This window comes from Pseudomonas sp. TE21435 (assembly GCF_056279265.1).
Map to the genome: position 1 here is coordinate 3,767,906 of NZ_JBWBQZ010000001.1, position 22,506 is coordinate 3,790,411.

The 22,506-nt window shown below is 63.0% G+C and carries 22 protein-coding genes; 13 read left to right on the plus strand and 9 right to left on the minus strand.

Annotation, left to right across the window (positions count from 1 at the left end; genetic code table 11):
• Positions 1-3 precede the first annotated feature (3 nt).
• A complete protein-coding gene (locus tag ACZ9C1_RS16980) occupies positions 4-996 on the plus strand; it encodes a hydrolase (protein ID WP_476254192.1) in 993 nt (330 codons plus the stop codon).
• Between the two features lie 70 nt (positions 997-1,066).
• Here ACZ9C1_RS16980 and ACZ9C1_RS16985 read toward each other — a convergent pair whose 3' ends face one another.
• Together ACZ9C1_RS16985 and ACZ9C1_RS16990 are read right to left on the minus strand one after the other, a co-directional pair.
• A complete protein-coding gene (locus ACZ9C1_RS16985) occupies positions 1,067-1,921 on the minus strand; it encodes a sulfurtransferase (protein ID WP_476254193.1) in 855 nt (284 codons plus the stop codon).
• Positions 1,922-1,955: 34 nt separating this feature from the next.
• Positions 1,956-2,621, minus strand: a complete 666-nt coding sequence (locus ACZ9C1_RS16990) for a TetR/AcrR family transcriptional regulator (RefSeq protein ID WP_102681794.1) — start codon at positions 2,619-2,621, stop codon at positions 1,956-1,958.
• Between the two features lie 145 nt (positions 2,622-2,766).
• On the opposite strand from ACZ9C1_RS16990, the gene ACZ9C1_RS16995 reads away from it, so the two are divergent.
• The 6 genes from ACZ9C1_RS16995 to ggt all read left to right on the plus strand — a co-directional run bounded on the left by ACZ9C1_RS16995 (position 2,767) and on the right by ggt (position 8,938).
• A complete protein-coding gene (locus ACZ9C1_RS16995) occupies positions 2,767-4,197 on the plus strand; it encodes a coniferyl aldehyde dehydrogenase (RefSeq protein WP_476254194.1) in 1,431 nt (476 codons plus the stop codon).
• Complete coding sequence (locus ACZ9C1_RS17000; RefSeq protein WP_102681796.1) at positions 4,197-4,682, plus strand: twin-arginine translocation pathway signal protein; 486 nt, start codon at positions 4,197-4,199, stop codon at positions 4,680-4,682. The genes ACZ9C1_RS16995 and ACZ9C1_RS17000 overlap by 1 nt, the downstream gene beginning before the upstream one ends.
• 23 nt (positions 4,683-4,705) lie before the next feature.
• Positions 4,706-6,304 carry a GMC family oxidoreductase gene (locus ACZ9C1_RS17005; RefSeq protein WP_139674217.1) on the plus strand — a complete coding sequence of 533 codons (1,599 nt, stop codon included), beginning with the start codon at positions 4,706-4,708 and terminating at the stop codon, positions 6,302-6,304.
• A gap of 111 nt (positions 6,305-6,415) precedes the next feature.
• A complete protein-coding gene (gene coaD, locus ACZ9C1_RS17010; RefSeq protein ID WP_023631729.1) occupies positions 6,416-6,895 on the plus strand; it encodes a pantetheine-phosphate adenylyltransferase in 480 nt (159 codons plus the stop codon).
• 109 nt (positions 6,896-7,004) lie between these two features.
• Positions 7,005-7,256 carry a YfhL family 4Fe-4S dicluster ferredoxin gene (locus ACZ9C1_RS17015; RefSeq protein ID WP_011531711.1) on the plus strand — a complete coding sequence of 84 codons (252 nt, stop codon included), beginning with the start codon at positions 7,005-7,007 and terminating at the stop codon, positions 7,254-7,256.
• Positions 7,256-8,938, plus strand: a complete 1,683-nt coding sequence (ggt, locus tag ACZ9C1_RS17020) for a gamma-glutamyltransferase (RefSeq protein ID WP_457378470.1) — start codon at positions 7,256-7,258, stop codon at positions 8,936-8,938. Before ACZ9C1_RS17015 ends, ggt begins: the two co-directional genes overlap by 1 nt.
• Positions 8,939-9,055: 117 nt before the next feature.
• Here ggt and mutM read toward each other — a convergent pair whose 3' ends face one another.
• Both mutM and ACZ9C1_RS17030 read right to left on the minus strand, forming a co-directional pair.
• Positions 9,056-9,868: a bifunctional DNA-formamidopyrimidine glycosylase/DNA-(apurinic or apyrimidinic site) lyase gene (gene mutM / locus ACZ9C1_RS17025; protein WP_023631621.1), complete on the minus strand. Its 813-nt coding sequence runs from the start codon at positions 9,866-9,868 to the stop codon at positions 9,056-9,058.
• A 3-nt stretch (positions 9,869-9,871) separates the two neighbouring features.
• Positions 9,872-10,690: an HDOD domain-containing protein gene (locus ACZ9C1_RS17030; protein WP_173862409.1), complete on the minus strand. Its 819-nt coding sequence runs from the start codon at positions 10,688-10,690 to the stop codon at positions 9,872-9,874.
• A gap of 231 nt (positions 10,691-10,921) precedes the next feature.
• Between ACZ9C1_RS17030 and ACZ9C1_RS17035 the strand changes: the two genes are divergently transcribed.
• Entirely contained in the window at positions 10,922-12,118 is a 1,197-nt protein-coding gene (locus ACZ9C1_RS17035) for a class I SAM-dependent rRNA methyltransferase (protein ID WP_046853814.1), read from the plus strand.
• 79 nt (positions 12,119-12,197) lie between these two features.
• Here ACZ9C1_RS17035 and ACZ9C1_RS17040 read toward each other — a convergent pair whose 3' ends face one another.
• Positions 12,198-13,145 carry a GlxA family transcriptional regulator gene (locus ACZ9C1_RS17040; RefSeq protein ID WP_277502256.1) on the minus strand — a complete coding sequence of 316 codons (948 nt, stop codon included), beginning with the start codon at positions 13,143-13,145 and terminating at the stop codon, positions 12,198-12,200.
• Between the two features lie 146 nt (positions 13,146-13,291).
• On the opposite strand from ACZ9C1_RS17040, the gene choX reads away from it, so the two are divergent.
• From choX to ACZ9C1_RS17060, 4 genes are all read left to right on the plus strand, one after another.
• Complete coding sequence (gene choX, locus ACZ9C1_RS17045) at positions 13,292-14,236, plus strand: choline ABC transporter substrate-binding protein (RefSeq protein WP_476254195.1); 945 nt, start codon at positions 13,292-13,294, stop codon at positions 14,234-14,236.
• Between the two features lie 123 nt (positions 14,237-14,359).
• On the plus strand, positions 14,360-15,244 hold the full coding sequence (gene cdhC, locus ACZ9C1_RS17050) for a 3-dehydrocarnitine:acetyl-CoA trimethylamine transferase CdhC (protein WP_139674226.1): 885 nt from the start codon (positions 14,360-14,362) through the stop codon (positions 15,242-15,244).
• 20 nt (positions 15,245-15,264) lie between these two features.
• Complete coding sequence (locus ACZ9C1_RS17055) at positions 15,265-16,230, plus strand: L-carnitine dehydrogenase (protein ID WP_277502257.1); 966 nt, start codon at positions 15,265-15,267, stop codon at positions 16,228-16,230.
• A gap of 10 nt (positions 16,231-16,240) precedes the next feature.
• On the plus strand, positions 16,241-16,714 hold the full coding sequence (locus ACZ9C1_RS17060) for a thioesterase family protein (protein ID WP_277502258.1): 474 nt from the start codon (positions 16,241-16,243) through the stop codon (positions 16,712-16,714).
• A gap of 279 nt (positions 16,715-16,993) precedes the next feature.
• Here the strand turns inward: ACZ9C1_RS17060 and ACZ9C1_RS17065 are convergent, their stop codons facing one another.
• Positions 16,994-18,322 carry a hypothetical protein gene (locus ACZ9C1_RS17065; protein WP_476254196.1) on the minus strand — a complete coding sequence of 443 codons (1,329 nt, stop codon included), beginning with the start codon at positions 18,320-18,322 and terminating at the stop codon, positions 16,994-16,996.
• A gap of 326 nt (positions 18,323-18,648) precedes the next feature.
• Between ACZ9C1_RS17065 and ACZ9C1_RS17070 the strand changes: the two genes are divergently transcribed.
• Positions 18,649-18,906 (plus strand): hypothetical protein, encoded by a 258-nt coding sequence (locus ACZ9C1_RS17070; protein ID WP_277502260.1) that lies wholly within the window; start codon positions 18,649-18,651, stop codon positions 18,904-18,906.
• Positions 18,907-19,055: 149 nt separating this feature from the next.
• Here ACZ9C1_RS17070 and ACZ9C1_RS17075 read toward each other — a convergent pair whose 3' ends face one another.
• The 3 genes from ACZ9C1_RS17075 to gbdR form a co-directional block, all read right to left on the minus strand.
• Positions 19,056-19,829, minus strand: coding sequence for a hypothetical protein (locus ACZ9C1_RS17075; protein ID WP_457378472.1), 774 nt, complete (start codon positions 19,827-19,829; stop codon positions 19,056-19,058).
• A 226-nt stretch (positions 19,830-20,055) separates the two neighbouring features.
• Complete coding sequence (locus ACZ9C1_RS17080; RefSeq protein WP_457378473.1) at positions 20,056-20,829, minus strand: hypothetical protein; 774 nt, start codon at positions 20,827-20,829, stop codon at positions 20,056-20,058.
• Positions 20,830-21,063: 234 nt separating this feature from the next.
• The gene (gene gbdR / locus ACZ9C1_RS17085) at positions 21,064-22,170 is read right to left on the minus strand and encodes a choline metabolism transcriptional regulator GbdR (RefSeq protein ID WP_476254197.1); all 1,107 of its coding nucleotides are present in this window, start codon (positions 22,168-22,170) and stop codon (positions 21,064-21,066) included.
• Between the last annotated feature and the right edge of the window lie 336 nt (positions 22,171-22,506).

Sequence of the window (22,506 nt, forward strand, 5' to 3'; positions counted from 1 at the left end):
AGCATGCCCAGCCTCACCGCCACCTTCCGCCCAGCCGCCGGCCTGTCCAACCCCCACTTGCAGACATTGTGGGGGCCACTCTGGCGCAAGCTCCCGGACCTGCCGCGCAATCGCGAGCGTCTATGGCTGGCGGACGGCGATTTTCTCGACCTCGACTGGCACGGCCCGCACCAGGCCGATGCGCCCTTGGTGCTGGTACTCCATGGCCTGACCGGGTCGTCCAATTCGCCGTATGTCAAAGGCCTGCAACTGGCCCTGAAGGCACGCAGCTGGGCCAGTGTCGCGCTGAACTGGCGCGGTTGCTCGGGCGAACCCAACCTGTTGGCGCGCAGCTACCATTCCGGGGCCAGCGAAGACCTGGCCGAAACCATCCGTCACCTGCGGGCGCAGCGGCCGCTGGCGCCGCTTTATGCCGTGGGCTATTCGCTGGGCGGCAATGTGCTGCTCAAGTACCTGGGGGAAAGCGGCGCGGCCAGCCAGCTGGAGGCAGCGGTAGCGGTGTCGGTACCGTTTCGCCTGGACCAGTGCGCCGACCGTATCGGCCTGGGTTTCTCGAAGGTCTACCAGGCGCATTTCATGCGCCAGATGCTGGCCTACGTGCAGGACAAGCAACAGCACTTCCGCGACAAGGGCCACCATGAAGGGCTGGCCACCCTCGAACGCCTGGGCTCGCTGCGCAACCTGCGCACGTTCTGGGACTTCGATGGCAAGGTGACCGCGCCCCTCAATGGCTTCAGCGATGCCCATGACTACTACCGGCGCGCCTCCAGCCGCTACTACCTGGGCGAGAACCGCACACCGACGCTGATCATCCACGCCAACGATGATCCGTTCGTGTTTGGTCACAGTCTGCCCAATGCCGGTGAGCTGGCGGCACAGACGCAGTTCGAACTGCACAGCCGGGGTGGGCATGTGGGGTTCGTCGAGGGCAGCCTGCGCAATCCGGGGTATTACCTGGAGCGGCGGATTCCGCAGTGGCTGATGGAAGGGCGATAGGCCCCCTCCAGGATCATCAGGTGAAGGAAGGCTTTGTGGGCGCGGCGCTACGCCGATCCCACATCAGGACTCACTCGCCAGTGGCTACGCCGCGCCTCGGATCATTGATCCACTCACTCCACGACCCGGCATACAACCGCCCCAGCGGATAACCCGCCAGCGACAGGGCAAACAGGTTGTGGCAAGCCGTCACGCCAGAGCCGCAATAAGCCACCAGGTCCTCCGGCGCTCGGTCGCCCAGTTTTTCGGCAAAACGCTGTTTCAGCTGGGCGGCTGGCAGGAACCGCCCATCCGCGCCAAGGTTGTCGGTGAATGCCGCGCATCGGGCGCCAGGGATATGCCCGGCCACCGGGTCGATCGGCTCGACCTCGCCACGGAAGCGCGGCATGCCGCGCGCGTCGATCAAGGTCATCGCGGGGTCGTCCAGGCGCTTGGCAAGGTGGGCGGCATCGATCAGCAGCGCCATGTCCGGCTCACCGCTGAAATTGCCTTCGCGCCGTACCGGCGGGTCGAGGCTCAGCGGCAGGTGGGCGGCGTGCCAGGCCTTCAGGCCGCCATCGAGGATGAACACCGCGTCGCGCTTGCCCAGCCAGGCCAGCAGCCACCAGGCACGGGCGGCAAAGGCGCCGGGGCCGTCGTCGTAGAGCACCACCTGGCTGTCGTTGTCCACACCCCACTCGCGAAGGCGCTCCACCAGCCGCTGTGGGTCGGGCAGCGGGTGGCGGCCTGTGCTGCCCTTGAGCACCGGCCCGCTCAGGTCGCGTTCGAGGTCGGCGAAGTGCGCCCCGGCAATATGCCCTTCGGCGTAGCTGCGTTGGCCATAGTCGACATCTTCCAAGGCAAAGCGGCAGTCGAGGATCACCAGGCCGGGCGCGTCCAGGCGTTCGGCCAGCTGTTGCGGGGTGATCAATTGCGCGAGGGGCATGACAATCTCCTGATGAATGGCTCGAAACCCCGGATCAATGCTCCAGGGCCTGGTTGAACGGGACATGGAACTCAGCGCACAGCGCCTGTACCGCGGCACGCGCGGTCGGGGTGACATACCCCAGCTCCAGCACCACCACCTGATAGACGCCGCGCTTGAACGCTTCTTCACCCAGGTGCGCGGAATGCTCGCGGGTGGTGCTGAGAAAACGCACCCAGGAAGTCAGCACGATCCAGGCGTTGATGGTCAGCGACTCCACCTGCGCGGCGTCCATGTTCAGGATGCCGGCCTCGACAAAGCCGCGGTAAATGGCCTGCCCCTGCTGCAGACAGCGCTGCGAGAAGCGCCGATAGCGGGCCGCCAGTTCCGGGTCGCTGTCGAGCAGGTGCTCGAGGTCGCGGTGCAGGAAGCGGTAGTTCCACATCGCCGCCAGCAGCGCCTTGAGGTAGAAGCGCTTGTCTTCGACGGTGGCGGTGCGGCCCTGGGGCGGGCGCAGGAAGCTGTCGACCAGCGCTTCGTACTGATTGAACAGCACGGCGATGATCGCCTGCTTGTTGGGGAAGTGGTAGTACAGGTTGCCGGGCGAGATTTCCATGTGCGCGGCAATGTGGTTGGTGCTGACGCAACGCTCGCCCTGCTGGTTGAACAGCTCCAGGCTGCTCTGCACGATGCGCTCTCGGGTCTTCATGCGCGGGGCCATGCTCAGCTCCAGTCTCCAGCGTGTAAGGATCGGGCCCATCTTACGGCTTCCAGCCCGTCGGGTGCACCGCCGATCAAGTGAAAAAGGTGCACGATGGTACCAGTTAGAGTATATGCTCTATTCACTCGTCAGCCCCGGAGCCGCCATGACCTCGCCTGCCGTACTTCCCCCCGTACAATCCGACCTCGACCTGCAAGCGACGTTCGACGCTCAACGACAGGCGTTCGCCGGCAACCCGATGCCCCCGGCCACGCAACGCCGGCAGTGGTTGAAAAGCCTGCGCGAGGCGCTGCTGGCGGACCAGGAGCACCTGATTACAGCTATCGATGCCGACTTCAGTGGCCGCAGCCGTGACGAAACCCTGCTCGCCGAACTGATGCCGTCGGTCATGGGCCTGCGCGACGCGGAGAAACAGCTGGGCCGCTGGATGCGTCCATCACGGCGCAAGGTCGGCCTGGCCTTCCACCCCGCCAGCGCCCGGGTGCAATACCAGCCACTGGGCGTGGTGGGGATCATCGTGCCGTGGAACTACCCGCTGTTTCTCGCCATCGGCCCACTGACCGGCGCCCTGGCCGCCGGCAACCGGGTGATGCTCAAGCTCAGCGAGTCGACCCCGGCCAGTGGCCAGGCCCTCAAGAACCTGCTCGAGCGCGTGTTCCCCAATGATCTGGTGAGCGTGGTGCTGGGCGAGGTGGAAGTCGGCCAGGCTTTTGCCCGCCTGCCCTTCGACCACCTGCTGTTCACCGGCGCCACCAGCGTCGGCCGCCATGTGATGCTGGCCGCCGCGCAAAACCTCACGCCAGTGACCCTTGAGCTGGGCGGCAAGTCGCCGGCTATCGTCTCGGCCGACGTGCCGTTGGACACCGCCGCCGAACGCATCGCCTTCGGCAAGACCCTCAACGCCGGCCAGACCTGCGTCGCCCCCGATTACGTGCTGGTGCCCCGCAAGCGCCTGGGCGCCTTCGCCGACGCCTACCAGCGCGCTGTGCGCCGCCTCTATCCGCGCCTGACCGGCAACCCCGACTACAGCGCGATCATCAACGAGCGCCAGCTTGGCCGCCTGAACCGGTTGCTGGACGATGCCCGCGAGCAGGGAGCCCAGGTGATCGACCTCTATCCCGACGAGCCGCGCCAGGGTCGCCGGCTGCCCCCTCACCTGCTGCTGGACGTAAACGACAGCATGCAGGTGATGCAGGACGAGATTTTCGGCCCCCTGCTACCCGTGGTGCCCTACGAGCGCCTGGGCGACGCCCTGGCCTACATCAACCAGCGACCTCGGCCCCTGGCGCTCTACTACTTTGGCTATGACCGTGGCGAGCAGGCCCGGGTACTGCGCGACACCCACTCCGGCGGTGCCTGCCTCAACGACACCCTGCTGCATGTGGCCCAGGATGACCTGCCATTTGGCGGCATCGGCCCGTCCGGTATGGGCCACTACCACGGTCACGAAGGTTTCCTGACCTTCAGCAAGGCCAAGGCCGTGCTGGCCAAGCAACGCATCAATGCCGCCAAGGTGATCTACCCGCCCTATGGCAAGGCCTTGCAACGGCTGGTCTACAAGCTGTTCATCCGCTGATGCAGCGCCGCGACCTGCTGCGCTTCGGCCTGGGCGCCAGCCTGTTTCTGGGGGCGACCAGCCTGATCGGCTGTAGCCAGCAGAGGCCGTCGGCTGGTTACCAGGCGCTGCGCGACGACGACCTGCCGCTGTTGCAGGCACTGATTCCCGTCGTGCTGGCCGGTACCCAGGCGCCCACGGCGTCTGTGCTGCAAAGCCTCGACCACAAGCTGGCGGCGCTGTCGCCCGCCATGCTCAAGCTGACCCGACAATTGTTCGACGTGCTCACCCTGTCCCTCACTCGCGGACCACTGACCGGGGTCTGGGGCGGCTGGGCCGATGCCACCGGTGCCGAGGTTGAACGCTTCCTCGAACGCTGGCGCGACAGCTCGTTGAACCTGCTGCGCCAGGGTCACGCCTCGTTGCTGCAACTGCTGCTGATGGCCTGGTACGAACGCCCCGAGGCCTGGGCGGCGTGCGGCTACCCCGGCCCACCCAAGATCTGAACACCAGACAAGAGCACCGCCAAATGCCCGCCCCCGACCCATTCCGCCTAGGCCTCGAAAGAGGCTGGATCACCCACGATGGCTCACGCCTGGAACAGGACCTGACCCTCACTGCCGACGTCGCCGTCATCGGCAGCGGCGCAGGCGGCGCCACCACCGCCGAAGGGCTCAGCGCCGCTGGCTTGAAGGTGCTGCTGATCGAGGAAGGGCCGCTGAAGACCAGCAGCGACTTCCACCTGCTCGAGCACGAAGCCTACGCCGACCTCTACCAGGAGGGCCTGGGCCGTCTGAGCAAAGACGGCGCCATTACCATTCTGCAGGGCCGGGCGGTGGGCGGCACTACCCTGGTCAATTGGACATCGAGCTTTCGCACACCGCCACAGACCCTGGAACACTGGGCTCGCGAGCATGGGGTCAAGGGCCTGGACAACGACACCCTGAAGCCGTGGTTCGAGCGCATGGAACAGCATCTGGGCATCAGCCCCTGGGCGATGCCGCCCAATGCCAACAACGACGTGTTGCGTCGCGGCTGCGAGGCGCTTGGTCACCGCTGGGCGGTGATTCCGCGCAACGTGCGCGGCTGCTGGAACCTGGGTTACTGCGGCATGGGCTGCCCGGTCAACGCCAAGCAGTCGATGCTGGTCACCAGCATCCCGGCTACCCTGGAGCACGGCGGCGAGCTGCTCTACCTGGCCCGTGCCGAGCGGTTCAATCATGACGGCCAGCGCATCGACCACTTGCAATGCCAGGCCTTGGACGCCCGGGGTATCCAGCCCACAGGCCGCCAGGTTCGCGTACGCGCCCGCCACTATGTACTTGCCGGCGGCGGTATCAACAGCCCGGCACTGCTGTTGCGCTCAGACGCGCCTGACCCGCACCAGCGCCTGGGCAAGCGCACCTTCCTGCACCTGGTCAACTTCAGCGCAGCACAGTTCGAAGCGAAGATCGACCCGTACTACGGGGCGCCGCAATCGATCTACAGCGACCAGTTCCAGTGGCAGGACGGTGTCACCGGCCCAGTGGGCTACAAACTCGAAGTACCACCGTTGCACCCGGCCCTGGCCAGCACCCTGCTCGGCGGCCATGGCCAGGACAATGCCCAGCGCATGGCCGAACTGCCCCACACCCATGTGATGCTGGCGCTGTTGCGCGACGGCTTCCACCCCGACAGCCCCGGCGGCCAGGTAGAGCTGCGCGGCGATGGCTCGCCTGTGCTGGACTACCCCGTCACCGACTATCTGCGCGACGGCCTGCGCCGGGCCTGGCACAGCATGGCGCAGATCCAGTTCGCCGCCGGTGCCCGCCATGTGATGCCGGTGCATGGCGATGCTCGCTATGTCAGCGACCCGGCACAAGCCCAGGCGCTGATCGACGGCCTGCCCCTGGAACTGCTGCGCATGCGCCTGGGCAGCGCCCACGTCATGGGCGGCTGCGCCCTGGGCGAGGATCCGCGCCAGGCCGTGTGCGACAGCCTGGGCCGGCATCACCAGCTGGAAAACCTGTCGATCCACGACGGTTCGCTGTTCCCCACCAGCATTGGCGCCAACCCGCAGCTGTCGGTGTACGCCCTGACGGCCCTGCTCAGCGATGCGCTGATCGGCCGCCTGGCACGTGGCGCATGACAGCCAATAGCCACGCTGTCTATAGTGCCATCAGCCGGCCTCACGACTTGGCCGGGCGCAATCGCTGCGCTACCATCCGACTCCCCAACGCACTCCAGCCAGGATGACGCGATGAACCGAGTGTTGTACCCGGGTACTTTCGACCCCATTACCAAAGGCCATGGAGACCTGGTCGAGCGCGCCTCGCGCCTGTTCGACCATGTGATCATCGCCGTGGCGGCCAGCCCGAAGAAAAACCCGCTGTTCCCCCTGGAACAGCGGGTCGAACTGGCCCGCGAGGTCACCAAGCACCTGCCCAATGTCGAAGTCATCGGCTTCTCCTCCCTGCTGGCGCATTTCGCCAAGGAAAAAGGCGCCAACGTATTCCTGCGCGGCCTGCGTGCCGTGTCCGACTTCGAATACGAGTTCCAACTGGCCAACATGAACCGCCAGCTCGCGCCAGACGTCGAGAGCCTGTTCCTCACGCCATCGGAGCGCTATTCGTTCATTTCCTCGACGCTGGTCCGGGAAATCGCCGCGTTGGGCGGTGATATCAGCAAGTTCGTGCACCCGGCCGTGGCCGACGCACTGACCGAGCGCTTCCGCAAGTAACCCTCGCGGTCACGATGTCGCGCCCGCGTGCACTGCGGGCGCGAATCCGGCACAATTGCGCCCATCGCTTTGAAACATGCCCGGGCCCGATGCCCAGGCCGGAGTCCCCATGTCCCTGATCATCACCGACGATTGCATCAACTGCGACGTCTGCGAACCCGAGTGCCCGAACGCCGCCATCTCGCAAGGCGAAGAGATCTACGTGATCGACCCGAACCTGTGCACCCAGTGCGTGGGCCACTACGACGAGCCACAGTGCCAGCAGGTCTGCCCGGTAGACTGCATCCCCCTGGATGAGGCCCACCCGGAAACCGAAGACGAGCTGATGGCCAAGTACCGCCGGATCACCGGCAAGGCCTGATGCCGTTCGTCGCCGCGTTACAGCGCGCAGCCCTAGGCGCCTGCCTGGCCCTGCTGGCGTGCGCCGCCCAGGCGCAAGGCCCCGGGCGTGCGGCCATCGCCAGCCCGCACAGCGAGGCGACCTCGGCGGCGCAACAGATCCTGCAACAAGGCGGCAACGCCTTCGACGCCGCCGTGGCCATCAGCGCCACGCTGGCCGTGGTCGAGCCCTATGGCTCGGGCCTGGGTGGCGGCGGCTTCTTCCTGCTGCGCGAGAGCGGCGCCACGCCACGGTATACCTTCCTCGATGCGCGCGAACGCGCCCCGGCCGCGGCCCGTGCGGACATGTACCTCAAGGACGGCAAGGTGCAGCCCGGCCTGTCGATCAACGGGCCGCTGGCCGCCGCGATCCCCGGCCTGCCCCAGGCCTTGGCCGACCTCGCCAGCACCCACGGCAAGCTACCGCTCAAGGACAGCCTGGCCCCGGCCATCCGCCTGGCCAACCAGGGCTTCGCCGTCGACCGCATCTATCGCGATCGCGCCACCATGCGCCTGAGTGCCCTGCGCGACGATGCCGAAAGCGCACGGCTGTTCCTCAGTGACCACGACGTGCCGGCCCTGGGCACGCTGATCCGCCAACCCGAACTGGCCGCCACCCTGCAAGCCATGGCCGAGCAGGGCCGCGACGGTTTCTACCGTGGCCCGATGGCCCGCCGCCTGGTCGAAGGCGTGCGCCAGGCCGGCGGTATCTGGACCCTCGACGACCTCGCCGGCTACCGTACGGCGTGGCGTGAACCGCTGCGTTATCCACTGGCCGACCAGCGTGAACTGATCAGCAGCCCGCCGCCTTCGGCCGGCGGCGTGGCCCTGGCACAAAGCCTGGCCATGCTCCAGCGCCTGCCCTGGCAGAGCGCCGAGCCCGTGCAACGCAGCCACTATGTGATCGAAGTGCTGCGCCGCGCCTACCGCGACCGCGGCCTGCTCGGCGACCCGGACTATGTGAGCAACCCGATCAACCGGCTACTGGCGCGCCAGTACCTGACTGGGCTGGCCGACAGTATCGATGTGCACCAGGCCACCCCCAGCACCGCGCTGCCGCCCTCACCGGCCTGGCGAGAAGGCGACCACACCACTCATTTCGCGGTGATCGATGGTGACGGCAACGCCGTGTCCGCCACGCTGTCGGTCAACCTGCCATTTGGCGCGGCGTTCAGCGTGCCTGGGACTGGTGTGGTGCTGAACAACGAGATGGACGATTTCGCCGCCGACCCAGCCGGCAGCAACAGCTATGGCTTGGCCGGCAGCCAGGCCAATGCGGTGGCGGCGGGCAAGCGTCCCCTGTCGAGCATGAGCCCGACCTTCATCGAAAGCCCCAGCCAGTTCGCCACCTTTGGCACTCCGGGCGGCAGCCGCATACCCAGCATGGTGCTGCTGTCGGTGCTGGGGTTCCTGGAGGGCCGGCCGGTGGCCGAGTGGCCGGCGACACCGCGCTATCACCATCAGTACCTGCCGGATGTGGTGGAACATGAGCCGGGCACGTTCAGTGCGCGGCAGAAGGCCGAGCTTGAAGGGCGCGGGTATCGGTTGAAGGATGTCGGGCGTCAGTACGGCAATCAGCAGGTGCTTTATTGGGACAAGGCTGGCGGGACTGTGGAGGCGGCCAGTGATCCGCGGGGCGTGGGGCGGGCGGCGATCGTCGACTGATCCGCTCTCGCCTGTACCGGCCCTATCGCCGGCAAGCCGGCTCCCACAGGGGCCAAGCATGCTTTCAACTTGTGGGAGCCGGCTTGCCGGCGATAGGCCGCAACGCGGCCTCGGAACTCAACGCTGGCATTTCGGGCAGAACACACTCGCCCGCTGGCCCAGCTTCACTTCGCGCAGCTCGGTGCCGCACAGTTTGCACGGCTGCCCACGACGCCCATACACGAACAGCTCCTGCTGGAAGTAGCCCGGCTGGCCATCGCCACCGATGAAGTCCCGCAAGGTGGTCCCGCCCTGTTCGATGGCCGCCGCCAATACTCGCTTGATCTCGATCGCCAGCTTCAGATAGCGCGCCCGTGAAATCCCGCCTGCTTCGCGGCGCGGGTCGATCCCGGCGGCGAACAAGGCCTCGGTGGCGTAGATGTTGCCCACGCCGACCACCACCGCGTTGTCCATGATGAACGGCTTGACCGCCATCGAGCGCCCCCGGGACAGCTGGAACAGGCGCTCACCGTCGAACAGGTCGGTCAGCGGCTCAGGTCCCAGGCGGATCAGCAGCTCATGATTGAGTGGATCGAGGCTCCACAGCATCGCCCCGAAGCGGCGCGGGTCGGTGTAGCGCAGCATCAGCCCCGACTCGAGCTCGATGTCCACATGTTCGTGCCTTGCCGCCGGCAAACCCAGCTCGACCAGGCGCAGGTTGCCCGACATGCCCAGGTGGCTGATCAGGGTACCGACCTCGGCGTTGATCAGCAGGTACTTGGCACGGCGCTCGACACTGACGATGCGCTGCCCCGACAGGCGCACGTCCAGGTCTTCCGGGATCGGCCAGCGCAGGCGTCGGTCACGCACCACCACGCGGCTGACCCGCTGGCCTTGCAAATGAGGCGCGATGCCGCGCCGCGTGGTCTCGACCTCTGGCAGTTCCGGCATGGCTCAGTGCCCGCCCAGTTCGCGGATATTCTGCTTGAGCTGCTCGAAGTCGTATTCGGTCAGGCCGATGTAGTCCAGCACCAGCGGGCCAACCACGTCCCACTCGTGGTCCACGGCCTGGTTGCCCAGCACGCGGTAGGAGGCACAGATGTGCTCGGACATCTTCAGCACCGCCAGCAGGTTCTTCAGTTGGGTCTGGGTATTGCGCGAGGACTCGTCGCGGAACACCGCCAGGGCGTTGTGGTGGTTGGCGATGGCCGCGCTGATGTGTTCCGGCAGGCGCCAGGACTTGGCAGTGAAGTAGCCGACTACCGAATGGTTGGTGTTGAACACGCGGTTCTCGGTGTCCACCACGCGGATCTCGTCATTGGCCTTGGCGTAGGACTCTTCCAGCACCTCCATGTAGTTGGGGAAGCGCTTGTGCATCAACGGCACGCCGCAATCGTGGAACAGGCCCAGGGTGTAGGCCTCGTCCACGGCCTGGATGCCGGTGCGCTTGGCCAGGGTGAGGCAGGTCATGGCCACGTCCTGGGCGGTGTCCCAGAAACGGTTGAGGGTGACGATGGTCTCGTCGCTCATCTCGCCTTTGATCGACTGGGCATTGATCAGGTTGATGATCGAGCGGCTGCCCAGCAGGTTTACCGCGCGCTGGATCGAGCCGATCTTGTTCGCCAGGCCGAACTGCGCCGAATTGACCAGCTTGAGCAAGGCGCCGGACAGGCCCGGGTCCTGCGCGATCAGCTTGGCGATGGTCTCCAGGTCCGGGTCGGGCATGTACTGCTCGAACTGCAGGTCGACCATGATCTGCGGCTGTGGCGGGATGGTGATGCCCTGCAGGGCTTGCTGGATCTGTTCGGCGGTGAGTTCCTGGGACATACGTGCATTCTCGCTGGGGAAGGGGGATTCTAACCCTGTACGCCGGCAGGGCAACTAGCAGTGGATCGTTGGATCCCAGAATTTCTTTAGCCGTGGGCGCAGACCACTTGGTCGCACCCACCAGCGAATCTGGGGCCAACACGGTATAATCCCGCTCTTTTTTCCCGGAGCGACGTCATGTCCCTGCCCAGCCTTCGCCTCAAAGCCAATGCCGACCGCCGCCTGCGCGCCGGCCACCTGTGGGTCTACAGCAATGAAGTCGATGTTGCCGCGACCCCGCTGCAAGGCCTGAAGGCCGGCCAGCAGGCCATTCTCGAAGCTGCCAACGGCAAGCCGCTGGGGGTTGTGGCCATGAGCCCGAACAACCTGATCTGCGCCCGCCTGCTGTCGCGCGATGCCAAGCTGCCGCTGGACAAGTCGCTGCTGGTACACCGCCTGAACGTGGCCCTGTCGCTGCGCGAGCGCCTGTTCGACAAGCCGTGCTACCGCCTGGTGTATGGCGACTCCGACCTGCTCCCAGGCCTGGTGGTCGACCGCTTCTTCGACATCCTCGTGGTCCAGCTGGCCTCGGCCACCATGGAAGCGCACAAGGATGAGGTGATCGCCGCGCTGGTGCAGGTGCTCAAGCCCAGCGGCATCCTGTTCAAGAACGACTCCGCCGCCCGCGACGCCGAAGGCCTGGAGCGTTATGTCGAGACCGTCTACGGCGAAGTGCCGGACTGGGTCGCGCTGGAAGAGAACGGCGTCAAGTTCGAAGCCCCGGTGCGTGAAGGCCAGAAGACCGGCTGGTTCTACGACCACCGCATGAACCGCGCCCGCCTGGCCCCCTACGTCAAGGGCAAGCGCGTGCTCGATCTGTTCAGCTACATCGGTGGCTGGGGCGTGCAGGCCGGCGCGTTCGGCGCCAGCGAAGTGTTCTGCGTGGACGCCTCGGGCTTCGCCCTCGACGGCGTAGAGCGCAATGCCGCGCTCAATGGCATCGGCGAAAAACTGACCTGCATCGAAGGCGACGTGTTTGAAGCCCTGCGCGAGCTGAAAGCCGCCGAAGAGCGCTTCGACGTGATCATCGCCGACCCACCCGCCTTCATCAAACGCAAGAAAGACCTGAAGAACGGCGAGGCCGCCTACCGTCGTCTCAACGAACAGGCCATGCGCATGCTGACCAAGGACGGCATCCTGGTCAGCGCCTCGTGCTCGATGCACCTGCCCGAGGACGACCTGCACAACATCCTGCTGACCAGCGCCCGTCACCTGGACCGCAACCTGCAACTGCTCGAGCGCGGCGGCCAGGGCCCGGACCACCCGGTGCACCCGGCCATCGCCGAGACCCGCTACATCAAGAGCATCACCTGCCGCTTGCTGCCCAACAGCTAAGCCGCACCGGCTTCCACAGGTTTAGCGCTACGCGGCACCTGTGGAAGCCGGCTTGCCGAGGCTCGACCCGGTCCAGGCGTCATGACGGCACCGCCAGCCGCCGATCCTCCCTGGGACAACGCTCGAACCGTGCCCGATAACAGCGGGTGAAGTACGATGCCGATTCGAACCCACATGCGACACCCACCTCCAGTACGCTCATGTCGGTCTGGCGCAGCAGTTGCCGTGCCTTGTCCAGCCTCAGCCGCAGATAGAAGCCACTGGGCGTGTCGTCCAGGTGCAGGCGAAACAGCCTCTCCAGCTGCCGCCGGGTCACCTGCACGCCATCAGCCAGCACCTGGGTGTTGAGTGGCAGCTCGGTATTGCGCTCCATCTCGCCGATCACCTTCACCAGCTTCTTGTTGCGCAGCCCATAGCGCGTGGCAATCTCCATGCGCTGGTGATCCTGACGCGGGCGGATGCGCCCGAGCACGAACTGCTCGGACACCTGCACCGCCAGTTCGCTGCCGTGGGCCTGGGCGATCAGGTCGAGCATCAGGTCGATGGAGGCCGTGCCTCCGGCGCAGGTGATGCGTCGGCGGTCGATCTCGAACAGCTCCTGGGTCGCCTGCAGGCGTGGATAACGTTCCTTGAACGCCTCCAGTGCTTCCCAATGCAGGGTGGCCCGGTGACCATCGAGCAGGCCGGCCTCGGCCAGTACCATGGCGCCCGTGTCGATCCCGCCCAGCACCACGCCCTCGTGGTCGAGACGACGCAGCATGTGCTGCAACTTCAACCCATAGCACGCCAGTGGCTCGAAACCGGCCACCAGCAACAGCAGGCGCCCGTGTTCACCCTCCCCCAGCGCACCGTCGGCATTCACCGACATGCCATTGCTGGCCTGCACCGCACCACCGTCCAGGCTCAGCACACGCCAACGGTACAGCGGGCCGCGGAAGCGATTGGCCACGCGCAGCGGCTCGATGGCACTGATGAAGCCCATGGCGGAGAAGCCTGGCAGCAACAGGAAGTCTATGGTTTGCAGCATCGCGTGCTCCGCGGTAAAGGTGGTCGCCTCCGTGCAAGTGTTGGTCGCCAGGGTGCGATTTTCCACCCTGCTGCCAGCGTAGCGTGTTCTCACGGCCCGCAGAGGCCGGATCCGATAACAATACGCACTGCCGATGGAGAGCCACCATGCATCGCTTTATCCGCCGCAGCCTGTTGTCCCTCGCGCTCAGCACTACCGTAGCCACGCCGCTTTTCGCCGCCGAACCCGCCGCCTGCAAGGATGTGCGCCTGGGCGTGGTCAACTGGACCGATGTGATCGCCACCAGCGCCATGGCCCAGGTGCTGCTCGACGGCCTGGGTTACCAGACCAAGCAGACCAGCGCCTCGCAGCAGATCATCTTCGCCGGCATCCGCGACAAACGCCTGGACATGTTCCTCGGGTACTGGAACCCGATCATGACCCAGACCATCACCCCGTTCGTCCAGGCCGGCCAGGTGAAGGTGCTCGACAAGCCCAGTCTGGAAGACGCCCGCGCCACCCTCGCCGTGCCGAAATACCTGGCCGACAAGGGCCTGAAGACGTTCGCCGACATCCACAAGTTCCACAAGGAGCTGGGCGGCAAGCTCTACGGCATCGAGCCCGGTTCCGGCGCCAATACCCAGATCAAGGCGATGATCAGCAAGAACCAGTTCGACCTCGGCAAGTTCCAGCTGGTCGAGTCCAGCGAGGCCGGCATGCTCGCCGCCGTCGACCGCGCCGTGCGGCGCAAGGAGGCGGTGGTGTTCTTCGGCTGGGCGCCGCACCCGATGAACGTGAACATCGACATGGTCTACCTCGGCGACAGCCAGGACGCCCTCGGCCCGGACGAGGGCCGCGCCACGGTGTGGACGGTGACCGCGCCGGACTATGCCCAGCGCTGCCCCAACGCCCATCGCCTGCTGACCAACCTCAGCTTCAGCGCCGAGGACGAGAGCCGGATGATGCAGCCGCTGCTCGATCACAAGGACGCGCTGGAATCCGCGCGACAGTGGCTCAAGGACCACCCCGAGGACAAGGCCCGCTGGCTTGACGGGGTAACCACCTTCGACGGCAAACCGGCCGCGGAAAACCTCAAGCTCACCGCCAACTGACACGGCCTCATCGCAGGCAAGCCTGCTCCCACGGACGTCCACACCACCAGGGTTCATCGGCAACCCTGTGGGAGCCGGCTTGCCGGCGATAGGGCCAGCAAAGACACCCCAAGGAACTGATCAATGAACCACGACGTCATCATCACCTGCGCCCTCACCGGTGCCGGCGACACGGTCGCCAAGAGCCATCTGGTCCCGGTCACGCCGAAACAGATCGCCGAGTCCGCCGTCGAGGCCGCCAAGGCCGGCGCCACGGTGGTCCACTGCCACGTTCGCGATCCACAAACTGGCCGCTTCAGCCGCGATGTCAACCTCTACCGCGAGGTGATGGAACGCATTCGCGAGGCCGACGTGGACATCATCGTCAACCTCACCGCAGGCATGGGCGGCGACCTGGAGATCGGCCCAGGCGAATCACCCATGGAATTCGGCCCGGGCACCGACCTGATCGGCCCGCTGGAGCGCCTGGCCCATGTCGAAGCGCTGCTGCCGGAGATCTGCACCCTGGACTGCGGCACCCTCAACTTCGGCGATGGCAACGCCATCTATGTCTCCACTCCGGCGCAGCTGCGTGCCGGCGCCAAGCGCATCACCGAGCTGGGCGTGAAGGCCGAGCTGGAGATCTTCGACACCGGTCACCTGTGGTTCGCCAAACAGATGATCAAGGAAGGCCTGCTGCAAGACCCGCTGTTCCAGCTGTGCCTGGGCATCCCGTGGGGCGCCCCGGCCGACACCACCACCATGAAGGCCATGGTCGACAACCTGCCTGCCAACGTCACCTGGGCCGGTTTCGGCATCGGCCGCATGCAGATGCCGATGGCTGCCCAGGCAGTCCTGCTTGGCGGCAACGTGCGGGTCGGGCTGGAAGACAACCTGTACCTGGACCGTGGCGTGCTGGCCAGCAACGGCCAGCTGGTCGAGCGGGCCGCCGAGATCATCACCCGCATGGGTGGCCGTGTGCTTACCCCGGCCGAAGGCCGGGAAAAGATGAACCTCAAGCGTCGCTAATATCCCCGCAGGAGCCAGATATGCCTTTCATCACCGACATCAAGACTTTCGCCGCACTGGGTAGCGGCGTGATCGGCAGCGGCTGGGTCGCCCGTGCCCTGGCCCATGGCCTCGACGTGGTCGCCTGGGACCCAGCGTCCGGTGCCGAGGCCGCGCTGCGCAAGCGCATCGCCAACGCCTGGCCGGCGCTGCAAAAACAAGGCTTGGCACCCGGCGCATCGCAGGATCGCCTGAGGTTCGTGGCCACTATCGAGGAATGCGTGCGCGACGCCGATTTCATTCAGGAGAGCGCCCCCGAACGCCTGGACCTCAAGCTCGACCTGCATGCGAAGATCAGCGCCGCCGCCAAGCCCGACGCAATCATCGGCTCCAGCACCTCGGGGCTGCTGCCCAGCGAGTTCTACGAGTCAGCGACTCACCCCGAACGCTGCGTGGTGGGGCACCCGTTCAACCCGGTCTACCTGCTGCCACTGGTGGAAATCGTCGGCGGTCGCAAGACCAGCCCTGAAGCCGTCGAAGCTGCGAAAAGCATCTACACCAGCCTGGGCATGCGCCCGCTGCATGTGCGCAAGGAGGTCCCCGGTTTTATCGCTGATCGACTGCTCGAAGCGCTATGGCGCGAAGCCCTGCACCTGGTCAACGACGGTGTCGCCAGCACCGGCGAGATCGACGATGCGATCCGCTTTGGCGCTGGGCTGCGCTGGTCGTTCATGGGTACGTTCCTCACCTACACCCTGGCTGGAGGCGATGCCGGCATGCGCCACTTCATGGCCCAGTTCGGCCCGGCATTGAAGCTACCCTGGACCTACCTGCCAGCGCCGGAACTGACGGACAAGCTGATTGACGACGTGGTTGAAGGCACCTCGGAGCAATTGGGCGAACGCAGCATCGCTGCGCTGGAGCGTTATCGTGACGACACCCTGCTGGCGGTGCTGGAAGCGGTGAAAACCAGCAAGGCCAAGCACGGCATGGCCTTCAGCGACTGAGGAGAAAACGATGCCCGCCCTGATCACCTACCGCACCCGAGTGTTGCCCGAGTGGGTCGACTACAACGGCCACCTGCGCGATGCCTATTACCTGCTGATTTTCAGCTATGCCACCGATGCACTGATGGAGCGTATCGGCCTGGACGCCGATGCTCGCGGCCAGAGCGGACATTCGCTATTCACCCTGGAGGCACACATCAACTACCTGCATGAGGTGAAACTGGATACCGAGGTATGGGTGCAGACGCGGATCATCGGCTTCGACAGGAAGCGCCTGCACCTGTACCACAGCCTGCACCGGCAGGGGTCTGACGAGGCGTTGGCGGCCAGTGAGCAGATGTTGCTGCATGTGGACCTGTCGGGGCCGAAGTCGGCGCCGTTTGATGATGACTGCAAGGACAAACTGAAAAAATGGGTGGCAACTCAGAATTCCGAACTTCCCCCTGATTTTGTCGGCCGGTCCATCTCACTTGCCCGACGTTGAACACCCGCTCGCAAAAAGGCCCTCCCTTACTGGCGAGGGCCATGTCACATATGTAGATCACTGCAAATAGTCGACTGAGTACAGTGCCCCAACGACTTTGATATCTTATAAGCAATCGGACTCACCCGCGGTTTTACCGGCTCGCCAGCATAAAGCCCTGCCGAATAAATAATGGTCATGCAGACACGCCCAATCTTCGTAAGTAATTTCATCACAGCATTCTCCTGCAGCGCTGAAAATTTTATTACGCCCTACCTGTTGAATCTTAGAAATAAGCCATCAAGGATAAAAATTTTCAACATCCGACCGCTGCTCATTCAGTCGACGCACCACGTCATGGCGCTCTGCCGTGCCTAATGGTCTACCCTGCCACTGTTTTAGCGGACTCGAGTAGTAGTTGAGCCTCGTGCAGCCCCGGCAGTCTTCATAGTCCGTCATTATGGTTCTGGCATTGCCGCCAGGGAGTAGATAGCCGTGCTGATAGGGCGGGTCAAAACTATCCGGATCGCCTGGTTCCCAGTAATGCTCACCACCGATGTTGTGACCCATAACATGCCCCATGTCCAGGTAATCACCCAATACGTTCCAGGTGCTGAAGCCAGTCTCTTTACGTCTCGCTATGTAATACCTGCCGAACACCGTTTGGTCGATAATGGCGGTGAGCACCAAATCGGCGCGTAAGCTATCACGAGCAGCCTGCATCTGAGTGTACACATCGCTGCCTTCCTTACGGATCAGGTCCAAGACCGCATTGGGTGTCAGGCCTTTTTCGCTGGCGATACTTTCAACATACCCGGCAAATTCATACTTTATTTCAACACCACTGTCCTGCAACTGGCGATTTGCAAAAATCAGATGATCTTCCATGATATCTGACAGGCTGGGATAGTCTGCGGGCCTGCGGGAAAAACCCGCACGGGCTTCGACAGTACTCATCATCATTACCCGGATAGTACTAACTGCCGTCGATCGCGCGCTCTGCTGCCGTACAAAAGGATGGGCGGAGGGGCTCGGATCAGGGTCTTCTACTCGAATACAAGTCTGGGCCTGCACGGATTTCGAAGCGTCCACTCTTATCAATACCTGCTGCCCTGCCCCCACATAATCGAGCCGGTAAAGTTGTCCGTCTACACGTATCTCTCCAAATATTTTATCGCCATAGCGAACCAGCGACACCCAGCTTGATGGATCGACGTCCACTTCCGCAGATGACGAGAAGCGTTGTTTACGATCAGACGGCCTGTCGCCATACCAATAGGACTTACCCGGTTTGTCATCACCGAACCAGCGAAGCTGATAGTGCACCTGATTTTCACCCGGCAGTAGCACCGAAATCATTCGAGTTCCATGCCCGACAATTTCCGGGAAAACGGTCACCAAACGAATCTCCTGATTCGCAGGGTCATCAAGCAAGTCGTTTAGATAAGCTGCAAGGTTTCTTTTGCGCTGCATGTCAAGCCAGCCTTGACGGTCCATTGTGGGCCCAAGCTCGAAAAGCGCTGGCGCCGCACGCGCCGTCGGCACCGATGTCTGCTGGGCCAAGGAACAAGCTGAAAGAAGGGAAATAGCTAACGCCGTTGTTAACATCATTCTTAATAGCGAGGCCATGCCGCTGCTCCTGTTCGAATGACCTCATTAGAGATGCAGGCACGGCGGCCGACAACTAGCAGAACTAATAGGTCGTCCAAAAAACAACCCCGGAAAGCCGTGAGCATACCGGGGTCAAGAGTGAGCAACATCCACTGTGCATGCAGTGAGGGTGACCAAACCCTCGGTGCCGTGAATGACTTCAGTGTGCGGCCTTCCTTCCTCGGCGATTTAGCCGTAAACGACCTGTTCTTAGCCAAAGCGGCCATCGCGACAATCCGCCCTTGCCGTGCTGGTGCGTCGGACACAGAATCGATGGCAAACAACAGCAGCGAAGGACATTAGTCATGATGCATGCGGACTTGATCGACCAGGACGACCTACTGGGCCAACTGCGCTCGCGGGGTTTCGACATTCCGGCCGGCGCCAGCGCCGAGCAGGCCTGCGAGGTGGTGATACGCGGGCTGACCGAGCCCAATGCGCGGGCACTGAAGGGCATGGTCGAGCAGTTGTACACCGGCAGCGCGACCATCCTTCCGGCCGTGCGTCAGGCTATCGACAAGCAGTTGCTGCCGGCGTTGGCGCAGTTCAACAAGCGCGCCTGAAGCTTTGACTGGCCATCGTAATTGAATGGGCTCACCCCACCGCGGCATCACAGTACCACGGTGGCGTTCCAAGACCGCCAGCGGCAGCGAGGTCGAGACCCTGTGCAAGCCGAGCAATGCTCAATCGGCCGGTTCCCGACAAATAAGCGTTATTGCAACAGGTCAACACTGTACAACTTGGTTGCTAATACATCACCTTTACTTGTTACTTCTGCCCTAGGCACGGTCTTGCTATTCAGGTCCGGAATAGAAAGTGTATAGACGCCATGGTCGTGTCGAACGCCCTCATAGCACCGGTTGGCCTCGTCCTTCACTGCTCGAAAACAGGCCTTTCCATTTTTCGGAAGGCCGATTATTTTTGCAGAGTGGGCACGCTCACCGCTTTCTCCACAGGCCCGAACGGAGGCGCCGCGCCTGACTTCAAGCGTACACAGTTTATTTCCTTGCAAATTCGGGAGAGAATACAAATCAACGAACATTGCCCCAGATTCATAGGTCAATTCGACTTCCGGGTAGGGAGAAGGCTGATACTGATAAAAAGCCACGCTAGATCTTTCATCCTGTTCAATGAGATAGAGAAGACCCGTAGCACCATAACCGTCCCCAGTCAGGTCAAATATCACGCAAAACAGGCTTTCTCCTGTAGGTTTTTTTCCACACACGCGACCGAAACTAGAGGCCCGATCATCAGTGCCAGCAAAGAGCTCCAGCCACTGAGCAGGGTTACCAGACCATGTGCAAGGTTTCGCTTCACCGAGTTCCCAGTATTTGACTTTGCAAAGCTCCTTCTGATCACCGTCAAACAGTCTAAATTGCATAATGAAGTCATACTCGCCTTTGACACCGGGCTGTGCGCCCCATAAAGCGGATGACGCCATGCACAAGATAGCCCCGACCATCGCCATGATTTTATTGGACTTCATAGTCACCTCTCTTCACTCTGCGCTCGACAAAGCAAAGCGCAATCTGACTTACCCAGACAAATTGATCGGTCCAAAGAGCCTCAGCGCATTCTCGAGCACATGCTTGGCTAGCTGAAAGGGAGCCCCCTGAACGTGAAATGCCTCGACAAAATCGCGAAAAGCTACGCCAACATGGTCTCACTGGCACGTACCATGCAGTGTTTGCAACATCTCTCTCATACAGAGCCTAGAACTTCACCTTCTGCAGTTTACCTCTGACATCCCCTTTCGTCTCAAGCTTCACCCCCTCGCCACGGGCGGGCCCGCCCAGCTCCGGCACCTCAAATTCCGATCTAGTAGTACTGTAGCAAGCACTATCAGAACTAGCCGCCCCTTCAAAACATAACTTTCTAGCTCCAGGTCTTTCGGAGATCCACACGCGAAGATCCGTCTTTGAAAAATCTGTCCCAGGGCACATTGCCCTGACATCAACCTCGCCTCCTTCGTTAACAGCGAAGTTGCAAAGAGGCGAACTACCTACCCGCGGATATATACTTACCGTGGCGGCCCTTACAGCCGAGTAAGTCACATAAGCGACCTTGTCATACAAACCCGCATTATACGACGAGACCCTATAAGGCTGGAGATTAACTTGGTTTAGTGGATACAGCGTAAGAAGCTCCCTACTCTGGAATTCCTTACCATTGCGCGAACCTGTTATGCACAGTGCGTTTTCATTTGATTCAGTCGTCAAGCAGAGTGTCATAGTGCTATTAGGAAGCTGTGTAAGCATCAATGATCGGATCTCTTTATTTTTTGCGGCATCACACATCTCTACTTTATAAGCCTGTTGCGCAGTAACAGTACATCTTTCACCTTGCATATAGTTAGACCTATATGCTGTCACCGCTACTGTGTTGTACGCTTCTTTATCGGCTAACGGCTCCGACGCAGCCGCCGCCTCTATCATGAAGTTACCCAGCGCAAGAATTGAGGCAATGCAATAATATCTTCCTTTCATATTTCTTCACCTCGCTCAAATACAATACAAAAAATTCAGACTACCGGACTAGGAGTGTTACTCGGACACTCGCCACAGACATTATTCGCCCGCAAATAGATATCAACAACTAGTAGAAATATCAGGTGTAGCTCATAAAAAAGCCTGGTCGCAATGAGCGACCAGGCTGAAGAGTAATCAACTACGCTATTGAAAGCGCTTGGTTGCAGCTATCCCGCATCGAAAACGCGGGGTTCAGAGCCTCACACTGGCAAAGGTCGACTCATTGCGCGCCTGGCTCAGCGCCGCCATCGGCCCGCTATGCGGCGACAGCGCCATGGCCTGCGGGATCGGCATCATCGCCACTTGCTGGGTTGTGTTCGAACCCACCCGCTCGTCACGCGGTGGAATGCCGAAATACTCGCGGTAGCACTTGGAGAAGTGCGGCGTGGAGACGAACCCGCACACCGATGCCACCTCGATGATCGACATCGGCGTCTGCTTGAGCAGTTGCCGGGCACGGATCAGCCGCAGCTTGAGGTAGTAGCGCGACGGCGAGCAGTGCAGGTACTTCTGGAACAGGCGCTCGAGCTGGCGCCGCGACACCGCCACATAGACCGCCAGCTCGTCGAGGTCGATCGGCTCCTCGAGGTTGGCTTCCATCAGCGCGACGATTTCCTGCAACTTCGGCTGGTTGGTGCCGAGCATGTGCTTGAGCGGCACGCGCTGGTGGTCCTGCTCGTTGCGGATGCGCTCGTAGACGAACATCTCGGAGATCGCCGCCGACAGCTCGCGGCCGTGATCGCGGCTGATCAGGTGCAGCATCATGTCCAGCGGCGCGGTGCCACCGGAGCTGGTGAAGCGGTTGCGGTCGAGGGTGAACAGCCGGGTGCTCATGTTCACCCGCGGGTAGGCCTCCTGCATCGCCGCCAGGCATTCCCAGTGCACGCTGCAATCGAAGCCGTCGAGCAACCCGGCGCAGGCCAACGCCCAGCTGCCGGTACACACCGCGCCAAGGCGACGCGACTGGCGGGCCTGGGCTTGCAGCCAGGTGACGTGCTCACGGGTGACGGTGCGCTGGATGCCGACGCCACCGCAAACGATCACGGTGTCTATCGGCGGGGCACTGTGCATGGCCGCGTCGGGGGTAATCTGCAGGCCGTCGCTGGCCCACACCTGGCCACCGTCGACGGTCAGGGTGTGCCAGCGATACAGCTCGCGCCCGGACAGCTGGTTGGCCATGCGCAGCGGTTCGACCGCCGACGCCAGGGAAATGAGGGTGAAGTTGTCCAGCAGGAGAAAGCCGATGGACTGGGGTGCTGTGCGGTTCTGGGTTGGGGTCCCGGAGGTGTACGACATCATCGCGATTTCTCCTCACACAATGCAGGGTGTGCCTCAGGCGAGCACTGTTCTTGTAATGGCCCCGTTTCGTATGCAGGGGCTTTGCCAATCTCAACGCAAATGGCATGCCTGAATTTGAACGCCCATCCAATAAAACCCAAAAGCGACGTCGGCATGCGCCTTCCAGCGGCCTGGGCAATCAGCCTTGCGTCAAACGCAAACAGGCGGGCCAGCGCCTCTGCGCGTCACCCCTGAGCAAATCGGTAGCACTTGTGGGAAGCTTGCCCAGATGCGACAGACTTAAGTGTCACCGACAACGGTCCTGCTGGTAACGACAGGCGACGGCCGGTAGATGAC